We start from the raw sequence: 14,436 nt of genomic DNA, 5'->3' as shown, positions 1-14,436 counted from the left end.
TCCTATATCGCCAGCGCTTTCAGCAGGCCTTGATTGTCCAATTCGCCAGTCTTCAACTGCCCCAACAGCTTGCGGTAATAATCCTCGTCATCGACATGGTTATGCGGGGCGCCATATGCGGGGGTCGTCTCGGATCGGGCGGCGGCGTCCCCGCGCATGATGTATTGAGATTGCCAGTCGAAAACGATCGCTCGCGTCGCGTATCTGCCGGCGCCTTGGTAATCGCGTTCCTCAATTTCGCCACGCCTCAACAGATCCCGCAGAACCACGTCATCGAAACCAGCGAGGATACGATGCTTGACCACTTCAAGTGCGGCGGTCTGCTTTCCATTGGTCAAGCTAAGCTTCCGCAATTCCTCCAAACGGTTCGCAGCGTCGGGATCGGAATGCTCGCCCCGCAGGCGGTAGATTTGAGGAAAGGATGGCAGGTTCAGGAGTTGCCAAAATGCCTTGAACTCACGTTTGGGATCGGGCAACAGCCCTAGCTTCAGGCCAAACACGAGGCTGGCGATAGGCCCCATAACGGCGCCGTGGCGGCGGTCGAGATGGTAGTTCAGCTCGTTGTCTTGCAAGCGATAGCTTCCGGACATCACCCGTGCGTACCAGCGAGCCACCATTTCGGGGAAAAAGAAGGTACCGGAATAGGCGATCCCCAGCGGACATGATGTGGATACCAAGCTGGGATTATCTCTGTGGAAGATACCCATGGCGAAATCGTCTTGCATCGACACGCCGGGTAGCGAATCCAAGTATTCGCCGTTGGCGTATCCGGTACAGAATATGACGATATCGACGTCAAGATTGCGTTGGCTGTGCTTGAAGCGGCATCCTTGGGGTTGAAACTCGTCTATTTCATCGATGATGGCTTCCACCTGACCATTCGCGACCATCTGGACGATGCCGTCATTGATCTGGACAACCGGTTGCTCCCGGAACTCATCTAGATTGGGAAGCAATCCGCTCTTCCGATATTGGCGATAGTAGTCTGGCATCGAATGTCGGATGCGCTCCAGCATTTGCGCCGGATCGCCGTCCGCGAGAAGGCTGGCGGGCGATTGAAAATCGTTCGGCACGAAACCGGCCATTCGCGGCATGATGAGTTTCGGGCGGCGCATGGCCCAATAGACCTTGCTGGCGCTTTTCGTTGCATCTTCCGCAATGTCCATGCCACTGATGCCGTTTCCGACGACCAGCACGCGCTTGCCGCGCAGGCACTCCTCGTCGAAGTAGGAACCAGAGTGCATGACCTGTCCCTGGAAGCTCGACAATCCTGCAAAGTCGGGTTGCCAAGGCTTCCAGAACAAGCCCTGACAAAGAGCAACTCCATCATAAATATCCGTGCGGATTTCGCCATCTCGCGCGACCGTCACCTTCCATCGGTCGGCGCAGGCGACGATCTTCGTCACCTCCGTGCGGTAGCGGATATGCGGAGACAAGTTGAAATGTTCTGCATAGGCGCTCAGATAGCGATGCATGTCCGAAACGCCATAAAAATGCCCGCCGCCGGAAGGCCCGCTGAAGTCCGAAAAGACACTCGTATATTTTGAAGTCTGGAACCGAACCTTCTTATAGGCGCCCGCCTGCTTGCTTTCCGAGCGAAGCAACCAGACACCGCCCAGATCGGGCTGCCTGTCGAAAACTTCCGGCCTATGCCCCTCTTCGAGCAGAGACTTCGCCATCACTAGACCCGCTGGGCCAGCCCCGACAACGGCTATTCTTTTTCCCGTCTTTTCGGACAATGCCTTCGGCTTCTCGATACGTTTGACCAAGGAGGGGGACTGAACATCCGGCTTCGCCTGCGCGCCAATTGCCACAACCGGCTTCTCGCGACCAAACCAGTGACGATGCCTTGCGAAGGCATAGCCCGGCAGAGCAATACGGCGTGGGTGCAGGCTCCCGAAAGCATCGGTATCCGCATCGAAGTCGCCTCCGGCAACCCAGAGCGAAGCGGCGCGATCATGCCTGCCGCCAACCAGCGCCTCGCGAATCTGTACAGACCGCTCGGCGTCGTTCGATAGAGACGCAATGCCCTCATATACCCCCTTCCGATCCAGTGTATTGCGGTTGTCGGCGGCCTGCTGGGTCACTTGCCATTGATCGAGACGATCGACCAGATCCCCTATGGAAGAAGCCACAATCGCAAGACGATGCTTGAAACCTGCCCTCCCCGTCTGCAACGTATAGGCGACATCCACCAGCTCCGGCGGATCTCCCGACTCTTTGCGGGCGACCAGATGGTCGCGCAGACGCCTCGCATTGGCCTTCAGTTGCTCGGGCCGTCTTGCCGACAGGACAACAAGCTGCGGGCCATCCCCACGGTCTTCCATGTTTGGAAGTGTCTTTGGACGATATTCCTCCACCACCAGATGGGCGTTGGTGCCACTGAAGCCGAAGGAGCTGACACACGCCATGCGTTTCTCGCCGAGCGTATCCCATTGGCGCGCATCTCGCGGAATATAGAAGGGCGACCTATCGAGATCGATATGCTCGTTGACGGTGTCGCAATGAAGCGTTGGTGGAATTTGCCGGTGTTGCAGGCTCAGCAGCACCTTGATAAGCCCAGCGACCCCCGCTGCGAGGGCCAGATGGCCGATATTGCTTTTAACGGAGCCAAGCGCGCAATAGCCGGTCCCTGCCCCGAATTCGTTGAATGCCTCGCTCAGCGCTCCGACTTCGATCGGGTCACCCAGCTTGGTTCCGGTGCCATGGGCTTCCACGAGGCTTATCTGCTTGGGGTCGATGTCGAAACGGCGATAAATTTCGCTGGTAAGCCGCCGTTGCGCTTCAGGATTCGGTGCGGTGATGCCGTTGGTCTTGCCATCTTGGTTGGTACCCCATCCACGGATGACGCCGTAGATCGTATCACCTTGCGCCACCGCGTCTTCCAGACGCCGGAGGACGACCGTGCCGACTCCTTCACCAGGGACAAAACCATTTGCCGCATTGTCAAAGGTGCGGCAACGCCCTTGGGGGATAACATGCCAGCCTTGCTGGACAGAATATGCAATGTCGGGCTGGCCATTACGCACACGCCGCCCGCGATGGCCATATCGCTATTGCCCAGCAACAGGCTGTTGCATGCCTCGTTGACTGCGACCAATGCCGAAGAGCAAGCCGTGTCGATGGCCAGACAAGGCCCATCGAGATTCAGGAAATAAGGCATTCTGGCGGAAAGAATCGAGCTCGAACCACCGGTGAACACCTGGGCGCCAACTTCCTCACTGGGGCATAGGCTGGCATAATCTCCGGTCGCGCAACCAACGAAAACGCCACAACGCTGGTTTGCCAAGCTGAAAGGATTGTATCCGGCGTGCTCTATGGCATGCCAGCAGTTTTCCATGAACACGCGCTGCTGCGGATCCATGCTTTCGGCTTCGCGCGGCGAGATGCTGAAAAACTCCGCGTCGAACGCATCGACCTCCTCTAACAATCCCATCCAGCGGCAGGTCGTTTTGCCCTTGGCCTGAGGGTCGGGATCGTAAAATTTCTCCGATGACCATCGGCTCTCGGGAATCTCGCTGATGCAATCGATGCCTTCTATGAGGTTGCGCCAGAAGGCATCAATGTCGGCCGCCTGGGGGAAGCGTCCCGCCATGCCGATGACCGCGATATCCGTGCTTCTCCAGGGAACATCGGTTTTCCTGGATTCGTCAGTGCCGCATGGCACCTCCGTGCCTAACAAAGCGGCGGTCTCGGTCCGATGCGGGGCGGATTCAGGCAAAGCACTAAGTTCCGCTGTGCCATCGGTCGTATTGTCTTCTGGCGACACACCGCCAGACAGCAGCTCCGGGGAACCCGCTCCGACATAGACCGTCGAAAGATAGGCCGTCAGTGCGTTCACGTTCGGAAACTGGTAGAGATGGCTGGCACGCAGCTCGACCCCATAGGCCGCTGCCAGTGCCTTCGACCAGGTTATGGCTGTCACCGAATCCAAGCCCAGATCGACGAAACTGCTATGGGGATCGATATCCGCCACATCGAGCAGCAGTTCCTTGGCCAAGCTTCGAACGACGCCGGCGCTATCAAAAACCGGACCGTCTCCTTCGCGGAACCCACGGCGATCACTGGCGAGCACAAATCGAGCTTTCCCGTTTCTGTTGATGGTGAACCGTCTTCTCTCCGTACCGCATCGGCCGGAACATGGGCGAGAGAAGCTGCCACAGGCGCCGCGCTGCCTTCGAGATATCGCGTGAGCGCCGCGACGGTGGAATGCTGGTAAAGTTGCGTTGGAGACAGTGTCGTCGATAGATGGACGTTCAGCTTTCTGGTCCAGATGACAGCCGTGACGGAGTCCAGCCCCAGATCGATGAAACTCGCCTGGGTGTCGATGTCATGCTCATCGAGTTGCAGCTCACTTGCCAAGCTTTCTACGATGATCCGGGCAATCGCGGGCGAGCGAGACGACGTCGGAGCGACGGTGCTGATCTTCTCCACGACAGGCGATTGCGCTATCGCCGACTCCACGACGGACGCCGCAGACCGGGACGTCTGTCCGAGAAGATATTCCAGAAGCTTCGCCAGGCTCGGATACTGATAGATCTGTGACGGTGACAGCTCCAGCGACAATTGCTGCCGGAGATTTCTGGCCCAAGTGACCGCGGTGACGGAATCCAATCCGAGATCCACGAAGCTCGCCTGCTCATCCAGCTCGTCCACCGCCAGCTGAATTTCAGCTGCGAGGGTTGTTTTCAGCACCGAATCCAACCGTTGCCTGGCTTCGTTCGCAGCACTTGCCACAGGGATCTGCTCTCCGGTGTCACCTTCAACACCTAGTCCGAATTCACTATCGATCAGCGCGGCGACGGCCGGGTTATGGTAGAATGTCTTTTCATGCATCGCGAGCTCCCCGGCGACCACCGCCGACAACTGCTCCACCAATGGCGCAAGCCTTTGCTGCTTCTTGCTAATTAAAACTTCGCGTGACCCCTGTGCAGCCCATTGCTCCGCCAGGCCATGAGCCTGCGCCAGAACTTGCTTGCGGGGAAATACCGCTAACCCCGGCAGTCGCTGGCGCAGCTGTAGTCCCTTGTATGGCATGGCGCTCAATAGGACCTCCCGCCCCAGATCAAGGCCAAGCCGCATCGGGAAAACCAAGGTCGATCCCGCGCCCGGCGAGAAACCATAGGAGATATACGGGGAGTGATAGACGCTTTCCTCGGCAAAGAGCGTGGCGTCGCAAAAGAGCCCCATCGACCAGCCTATTCCGATAGCATGGCCTTGCATGGCCGCGATGATCGGGATCGAGCACCTCAAAGGCAGCTCATACAATCTGGCATCGGTGAATTTCGCCTTGCCTCGCTGAATGGCATGAAGCCCTTCCCGCGTGCCGCCGGTGCAAAAATAGGTATCATAGCCTGTGATGATCAGAACCTTGCATGCCAGCGTCTTCTCCGCCCAAGCCATGACCTCTTCCATGGCCGATATCAGCTCCCCGGTTAGGGCATTTTTGGTCGCCCGGTCTTGCAGGCGAAGGGTCGCAATCCCCCTGCTGTTGATGGAAAGTTCAAACGAGGGATATGGCAGCGGTACGGGTTGACCGAGGTCCAAAGCACTCGGGACCGCAACGAGCTCCGAAGAGAGGTCGGGCAGGCTCGGCCAGACTGGATAGCGCGAGACATCACCACCGGGAGAGAAAACCTGCTTCCAATGTGCCTTGAGTAGGTTTCCGGTATCACCTGCTTTCAGCAAAGCTTCCGCAATAAGGGAAACCTGCTCCAATATTTCACGTTCTGGAACGGCATGCAGGCCAATGCTTCTCGACTGCCACTGCCTTCCCTTCAGCACGTCTCCCGCCAGCATCGGTAAGGCGGCGGGGCGGTCGCGGAAGCGTACCTTCAGGAATTGCCGGACGAATGCGGACTGCCCGGCTATGTCAACTCCGTAGCCGTAATGGCGGGCGGCGTCCACGACCAGCACGTCGCTCGCTGTTGCAAGCAACCACCCAAGGCCGATGGCATCCCCATGCAATGCCGAGAAGATCACCCACGGTGATTTGTGCATGGCCTCGACCAGACCATCCATTGCATCCGTGGCAAGGCTGGACAGGTGATGGTACAGTCCGGATTTGGGGCCGTGCAGGATTACGGCTCTGACAGCGCCTTCAGTGCTCCCCGATACGGCGTTCAGCGAACGCTGGAATATGCCGGTGAGCGCTGTCACCAGCTCGGATGCGCTCCCCTGCGCGGCCAGGTGCACATGTGCTATCTCATTGCTCTCGCACTGCATGGTCAATCCGACTGTGCCGCCCGAAATCATGCAACTTATAAGATCATCTGCTGCCGGCGCCGAATGTTCTGCGGCTGCGAACGGGCTGGAATCCGGGTCCAACAAGCTTATCATCTTCGACACCTTCTCGCTTTTGGTTGGCGCCACCTCTCTCGCAGGTTGCAGCCGAACTTTGCCGGCGTCCGCAACGCCGCGATCGTTTGTTGAAAGAGGGGGCTGCAGGCTCTGGAGCGCAGCCGTCGTTGACGCGGGCGGCAGTCGTTCCGCCCCTTTCTCGGATATCAAGGACGACTCGAGGGCCATGTGAGAGGGTAACCTATCCAGCCAGAAGCGTTGCTGCTTGAAGGGATAATTGGGTAGGCGCATCTTGCGCGGACGCTCTAGCGGTGAAAGCGACGAATAGAAGTCCTGCCAAGGGATCTCGGCGCCCTGTACCCAGGACTGCACGATCTGTTGGAAATCCTGTTGCGCATGCGACGTCTGCCAATCGCCTGCGGGAATGGTTTCCCCGATACGCTGCCGGTAGAATCCGGCAACCTGCATCCCTTGCCGGTGGGACCGCAAGGCCTCGAGCAATTCTTCCGTCGAATGAGCGATGAAACCGCAACGTTCAAGCATCGCGCTACGCCCCGTTTGCAGAGCGAAGCAGAGGTCCGCGATCTCGCAATCGCCATGGGACAGGAACTCGATCAACCGATCGAGATAGGCATCGAGACGATCCGTGCTCCTGGCCGACAAGACGAACATGCTTGGTGCGGCCGGCCTGGACGAACCGGCCGCTATAGTGCGCGTATCGACATACTCCTCGACAATGAGGTGAGCATTCACGCCACCGGCGCCAAAAGACGAAATGGCTGCACGGCGCGGAGATTGCGTTGTCGGATCTACCTGCCAGTCTTGAAGCTCATGGGGCAGAAAGAAAGCCGAGCCTGCCAGATCGATCTCGGGATTGGTCTCCCGGCTATGCAAAGTCGGCACCAGCTTCCGGTGGCGGAGTTGCAAGACGACCTTGGTCAAGGCTGCTATGCCAGCCGCGGCCTCCAGGTGTCCGATATTCGACTTTACGGAGCCCAGCGCATAACGCTTGCCCTCGACCCCTTTGGCACCAAACGCACGCGTTATACCGCGAAACTCGATGGGGTCTCCCAGTGCCGTGCCCGTACCATGGGCTTCGATGTAACTTATCGAATCGGCATCGCATCCCGCTTTCGCCAATGTCTCGCTGATCAAGGCGTATTGAGCGGCGGGGCTGGGCACCATGTAGCCATGCGTTTTTCCCGTGTGATTGATGCCGCTACCGCGAATGATCGCATAGATGCTATCGCCATCCCGCTGCGCCCGCGCCAGCGGCTTGAGGATCACCGCACCGACGCCCTCTCCCGGAACAAATCCGTCTCCGCCAGCACCGAAGCTCTTGCAGCGACCTTCGCTCGACAACATGTGTGCAGAGCACAGCACAACGTAGTTGGACGGATGCAGATATAAGTTGACTCCTCCGGCGATAGCGAGCTCACAACTGCCGCGTTGCAGATGGCCGCAAGCCTCATGGAGTGCGACCAGCGAACTCGCGCACATCGTATCTATCGCGAGGCTTGGCCCCGTCAGATCCAGGCAAAAGGAAACCCTGTTGGCAATGGAGCTAAACGACGTCCTTGGCAGGAACACCTTGCCTTGGCGCCAGAATTCGGGACCATATAATTCAAAGCCTGTCTTTGTCGCACCGACAAACACGCCGACGCGCTTGCCGTAATCCCTAACTAGGGCCTCCTTGCTGCATCCCGCGTCCTCGAGCGCCTCCCATGCACATTGAAGGAAAAGACGCTCCTGGGGATCAGTTAGATAGCTTTCACGAGGAGAAATGGAAAAGAACTGCGGGTCGAAGTCCGCGAAACCATCGATAAATCCTCCCCACTTGCTATAGCTCTTGCCCTCACGCGCGGCCTCCTCCTTGCCCGGTAGAAAAAAGCCATCGAGAGACCAGCGATCGAGGGGGATTGTGTCGATGCAATCCCTACCGGCGGCCAGGTTCCGCCAGTATTCGTCGATATTGGCAGCCTTCGGATATCTCCCCGCGATACCGATGATTGCGATAGGCCCGATGTCGCCGCCCTCATCCAGCGTGGCCGCGAACGCGGCGGGGCTGATTTGCGGGGTGATCGGGAGCGCAGAGATGCCGATGGCAGGCTTTGCAGCTTCCATCGCGACTGGCTGCTTTGCTTTTTGTGGTGACGGTGCCGCTTTGCTCCTGGCCCAGCCACTGCTTTCCGTCGGGTACTGCGCGACCAGATATTCCGCCAGGCTCGCAAGAGTCGCATGCTCGTACAGCATGGCGGAGCTAACCTCGGCGAAGAATTCGCTGAGCCCCTGCTGCAAATGAATGATTTTTACCGAGTCGACACCATAATTTTCGAGCGGAGCACGCGGGTCGATACGCTGCGGCGACAGTTTGCAAAGGCGCCCTAGCAACTCGCGCAGCCTGTCGGTGATGGTCGTCAACAGGGAAACTTGGTTGTCGCCGGCCGCATCGGTGTCGACATCATCCGCTGCGTTGGTTTCGGTTCCTTCGCCGTCTTGCGATCCGACGGCGATCGCTCTGTGCATTTTCTCGACATCACCGTAGATCACCATGATCTGCTCGCTGCCGAGCGCCAGCGCCACTTTCAAGGCGCGCATGCCCTCGTTGATCTCCAATGGCTGCATGCCGGTCTGCTCTCGCAACACGCGCTGAGCGTGCTCGTTGAGAAACATCCCCTCCGCCTTCCACCAGGGCCAGTTAATGGAGATAGTCCGGCCATGGCGCACACCAGCCGCGCACTGCTGATTTCGATAGGTGGCGTAGCCATCCATGAAGGCATTGGCCACCGCGTAGTCACTCTGACCGACATTGCCCATCGCGCCGGCCAAGGAGGAATACAGTATGAAAAAGTCCAGGTTCAAATGGCGGGTCGCCAGATCCAAATTCACCGTGCCCGACACCTTGGGGTCCAGGACATCGGTGAATTCCTCGGAGGTTTTGCGCAACGCAGTAGCATCACGCGTCACACCGGCGGCGTGGAATATGCCGTGAATAACACCATGTTTCTGCTCGACCGCGGCAACAAGCTTTTCGCAAGCCGCGAGCCGAGAGATATCCGCCGAACGGTATTCGATATCGACGCCCCGGTCCCGCATCTCCGTCATGATGGCTCCCGCAGAACTGCCCGCAAACTCGGAGACGGGGCGACGGCCGATCAGGATCAGTTTGAGGGATGGGGCATCATCGCCCAACTGTTGGGCCAGAAGCGAGCCCAGCGCACCGCTTCCGCCGGTAATGAGATAGACACCGTTCTCACGCCAGGGCATGTCCGCAACCGTCGTATCCGGCATATCCCGCCACACGCGCCGCATGAGCCGGCGATCGCGATAACGGACCAACGACACCTCGGCGTGATCCCGGCTGCGATGAACCTGCTTATACAGGTCGGATGCGTCGTCTTTCGTCAGGTCGCATTCCAGCTCCACCACCTGCCCGACAAACGCCGGATGCTCCATGGCAATGCTGCGCAACATGGCTTCGAGAGCTGACAACAATCCGCAATGATGGGCAGGTACGACCACCTGCACGCGCACGGACGACCTGGCATCTCCTGTCAGCAAAGCTTTCAAGCCGACGAACAATTGCAACGCGATGTCGGCAAATGACCTATCGATCTGCGATGCAGCGGACGCTATGATTTGGCAAGGCTCATCCGTCCCTTGCAGGGAAAGTTGTTTGGCGTCGTCGGCGGCCCAGCCGCAAAGAAACACATGCGTGCCGCAACGAGCAGGCCCGTCGACAGCCTGCAATTGCGGTAAATTTTCCCATTGGGGAACCATCAAGGCCAATCTGGAGTCGGCGGGAGCGTCCACAATCGTGGCCTGTTGGAAGACCTCACCGGCGTCGGAGCTGGCCTCGGCTCGAACCCGGTTTTCCCGCGCTGGAAGCCAATAGCGTTCGTCGGCAAACGGATAGGTGGGCAGACTGGCCTTGCGAGGCTTGCGAAGGCCACAACCGGCCTCGGCATATAGTCGAGTCCAGTCCAGGTCCACGCCCTCTGTCCAGACCGTCAGCAACTCGATGTATTTCTGCTTGGCAAACCAGCTATCGATCAGCTCGTGAATATCCTGATCGTTCGTAAGCAATGGCAGCAGCCTGCTTCCCGCCACCCTGCCGCCGGAAAAGACCTTCAGCTCGTTCGGTTTCCTCGCGAGATATCCTTCCAGCAACGCGCGAAGCTCTTGGCGAGAATCCGCGATCACGGCCAGGCGCTCTTCCCAAGGCTCGCGTCCGACTTGCAGCGTGTAGGCGATACTTGCGAGATCGGCGGGTGGGCGCATCCAATGCCTTGCCGTTTCGCGCTTCTCGCCGCCTACCTCCTCGCAATGTCCAAGATAATCGACCAATTGGCGAACCTGCAGGATCAACTGTTCCGGGGTGCGCGCCGAAAGGGGAATAAGAAAAGGGCCATCCACATCAGCCGGCCCAACCGGAGCCACATCCACCCGCGGAATATAATCCTGCAAAAGGATATGAGCGTTCGACCCGCCAGCACCGAAGGAAGAGATGCCCGCGATACGCTTTTGCTCCCACCCATGCCAAGCCTGCCGCTCGCGCACGACGGAAAATGGGCCGCTCGCAAAATCGATGTGGGAATTCAGCTGCTCGGCATGCAGCGATGGGAACAATTCCCTCGCTTGCATCTGGCCAATCACCTTGGTGACACCCGCAATGCCCGCCGCCGCTTCGCAATGCCCGACATTAGACTTGACCGATCCGATGGCGCAAAATTGCTTTTCCCGTGTGTCCTTGGAGAAGGCTTGGCTTAGGCCGGAAATCTCGATCGGGTCGCCGAGCGAGGTTCCGGTTCCATGCGCTTCTAGATAGCTCACCGCGCGGGCATCGAGCTGCGCCTGCTTCAATGCCTGACGAATGACATCCCCTTGGCGTTGCGGTTGCGGCACGCTGTAGCCTTGGCTCTTGCCACCATGGTTAATGGCGCTCCCCTTGATGACCGCATAGATATGATCGCCATCGCGCTCGGCATCAGCGACGCGCTTCAGGCACAGCACGCCGACGCCCTCCGATGGAATATAGCCATCGCCCTCCGCGCCGAAGCTGTGGCAGCGACCGCGTACCGAGATGAAATGACCGCGGCTCAGCAGATGGTACTTGTTGGGGTGCAAGTTCAGATTGACGCCACCGGCCAGCGCCATGTCGATCCCGCCAGACGCCAGTTCCTGGCAGGCAAGATGCAGGCAGGTCAGCGAACTTGAACACATCGTATCGACAGTCATGCTGGGACCGCGTAGATCCAGCACATACGACACGCGATTGGCGATGCCGGCGAAGCTGCTGCCAACCAGCTGCTCGGGATCGTTGTTCGTGCAATGGATGTACTCACTGCTCGTGACGCCCGCGTAAACCCCAACGTCACCGTTGGCGGGCTCGCCATCGGCAGCTTCGCTTTGCCGACGTGCCTGGGCAAGCGCGCTTCGGCAGTACCCCGCGTCTTCCAGCGCCATCCAGGCATGTTGCAGGAACAACCGCTCCTGCGGGTCCATCATTTCCGCTTCACTGGGAGCGATGTTGAAGAATAGCGGGTCGAATTCATCCATTCCGGCAATGAAACCGCCCCATTTGCTTGCATGTGCGCCCGGACGATCGCCGCCCTCCGATCGGAAAAATGCCTTCCAATCCCAGCGATCTTCCGGAATCTCAGTTATCGCATCCACACCATTGGCCACATTGTTCCAGAACTGGATGATATCCCTTGCCTTGGGATAACGCCCCGACAGACCGATGATTGCTATGTCGTCGCGGCGCCCGACAAGGCCGTTCGACGATGCGGAAATGTGCGGTGGCTGGGGTTGCGCGATCTCCTTGAACGGCGGTGTCGGCGTGTCACCGTCTTGCCCGGCCTTGACGGGCGGCGTGCGCTTCTGTGCTGTGGGTGACGCCTGTTGAAGAAGCTTTTCAACTTGGGGCGCATAACTGGCCGCAAAGTATCCGGCCAGCTCGTCCACGGTGGGATATTGAAAGAATAGGGTTTTCGGAAGCGTTCCGAAGATCTTCTCGAGGTCCCGCGTCATTTTCATCGTATCGACGGAATCGACACCGTACTGACCGAGCGGTTGATCGGTGCGAAGCTGCTGCATCGAGAGCTTTAAGGTGCTGGCGACGATTAATTGGAGATGGCGCCTGACGGCATTGAGAAGCGCAGCGTCGTCTCGGTGCTGTTGCGCGGAATTGTCGATCGGCAGTATCGGATCGTCGCCCGGTTCGGCATGCGGCTGGACATCGCCCCCACCCAGTTCCTGCGTGAGCTGTTGCGCCAGCCTGTGCGTGTCGCCGGCAGCAACCAGCAGCTCGGTGCTACCCGCCATCAAGCCTCGGTGAAACGCCTCGACGCCCTGCGCTGCCTGCATCGAACTCATGCCGGTCTCGCGATACATGCGCTCAGCCCGGCTGGCAGACACTCCCATGCCGCCATCCCAAAGTGGCCAATGGATGCAGAGTGACATACCGCGCGCGTATCCGTGCGCCACTTCGATTTGCCGCTGCGCCGCGTATTCCGCCATGAAGGCGTTGGCGGCGGCATAGTCGCCTTGGCCGGTATTTCCAAACACGGCGGTACCCGACGAAAACAGGACAAAGAAATCGAGTGGCATGTGCCGGGTCGTTTTGTCGAGGTTTACAGTGCCGTGGACCTTCGGCCGCATGATGCGCTTCCAGCTGTCCGCGGCCTTCTCCGCAAACAATGCATCCTCGATCACACCTGCTGCATGGAAAACGCCATGCAACGGGCCGTGATCCTGCTCGATCCCGCCAATCAGATTTTGCACGGCCTGCTCGTCGCCGATGTCAACGCTGTAGTAGAAAACCTTGGCTCCGGATGCCCGCAGCGACCGGATGGCCTCTTTCTGGGCGTCTTCCGCAGCACTCAGCGGGCGCCTTCCCAGGAGGATGATGCAGGGTGAGTCCACCGTGTTTGCAATGTCCCGCGCAAAGGCCAGCCCGACATGGCCCAGGCCGCCGGTAATGAGATAGCAACCCGCATCTCGCCAGCTATGCGCCGGCTTCCCTTCCGAGACAGCCAATGCTTCCCAGTGCTTGCCTGCACGCTCGGGAGCGTAGCGCACATAATCCATGTTCCCGTGTATCGCCTCGTCGGTCAAAACCCTGGCCATCTCCGTGACGGACAACCCGGCATCCCACGAGACAATCCGAGGTGTCAGCGTCGGATACTCCTTCGCGACGCACAACAACATCGCATGCGCGCCTCGTGCAAAGAGCGATGCTCCGTCGACAACCACATGGAGAACAGTCGACGTCTGCGGTGACGCTGACAGATAATCTTGCAGGTAAGTCTTCAGGCGAAGACTCCCATCGGTGAAGCGATCGGTCAACCCTTCACCCTCAAGCCCGAGCGACTCTATCTCTGGCAAAGCGATATCGACGGGCCAACATGCTTTCAATGCATGCACCAGGTCCGCGGTCTGATGCGTGACGCCGCTGGAACCGAAGTCCCCGAACAGAACAATGCGATGGTGGCTCGACTGGTCTTCGACCGGTCTTCCGGTTTTCATCGACGCCGAACGCCAGACGGGACGAGCCAGCAGCAATTCGTTCTTCCGCGCTGCTTCAAGGACCTCAGGGCAATATCCGCCCGTGTAATGGACGGTCAGCTCCGAAGGCCAAGACAGTGATTGGCCTCGTACCAGCTCGTCATTCTCGATTTTTCGCGCGATGTCAGCGAGCGATAGCGATGTCGAGGCCAGTGTGAAGCCAACCGCATCGCCCTCCTCCGCCGTCAGCGCTACCACCAGAAGACGCTCTTCCTCTTCTTCCAGGACAAGCGGCTGTTCAAGGCTGATGTTTTTCAGTTCGAAGCCCGGCCGGTCCATTCCTGATGTATGAACGGCGGCTCGGATCAATTCCAGGCAATCGGCCGTCTGTAGAATCCGCGTGCCGTTGGCCGTTCGATCGGCAATGAGGCCTTCACGTCCCGTCAAAACACAATAGAGCAACATTCGCCCCGTCTGGTTTGGCCCATGCCGCCGCACCCACCGGACGTCACCCGTCTCCGCAACACAACCAGAGGACTGATAGTTACGCAGGAGAGCGAGCGCCTCTTCGCGCGTCAGGAGCTCTTGTTCCACTTGCCAGAAGATGTCGGAGTAAAAACGTGCCAT

General features: G+C 58.9%; 2 protein-coding genes and 1 pseudogene. All 3 read right to left on the bottom strand.

Annotated elements, in window-relative coordinates:
- Window positions 1-2: 2 nt before the first annotated feature.
- Window positions 3-2,876 carry a flavin-containing monooxygenase gene (locus J3R84_RS37780; RefSeq protein ID WP_225968627.1) on the bottom strand — a complete coding sequence of 958 codons (2,874 nt, stop codon included), beginning with the start codon at window positions 2,874-2,876 and terminating at the stop codon, window positions 3-5.
- Window positions 2,877-2,936: 60 nt separating this feature from the next.
- Window positions 2,937-3,976, bottom strand: a pseudogene (locus tag J3R84_RS37775) (acyl carrier protein); the annotation flags it as partial.
- Complete coding sequence (locus J3R84_RS37770; RefSeq protein WP_239637615.1) at window positions 3,922-14,436, bottom strand: SDR family NAD(P)-dependent oxidoreductase; 10,515 nt, start codon at window positions 14,434-14,436, stop codon at window positions 3,922-3,924. The pseudogene J3R84_RS37775 and the gene J3R84_RS37770, both read right to left, overlap by 55 nt.

The organism is Ensifer canadensis (genome assembly GCF_017488845.2).
In the GTDB taxonomy this organism is placed as follows: Bacteria; Pseudomonadota; Alphaproteobacteria; order Rhizobiales; family Rhizobiaceae; genus Ensifer; species Ensifer canadensis.
The sequence above is the reverse complement of the archived record's forward strand: the minus strand, read 5'-3'. Positions and strand labels throughout refer to the sequence as shown.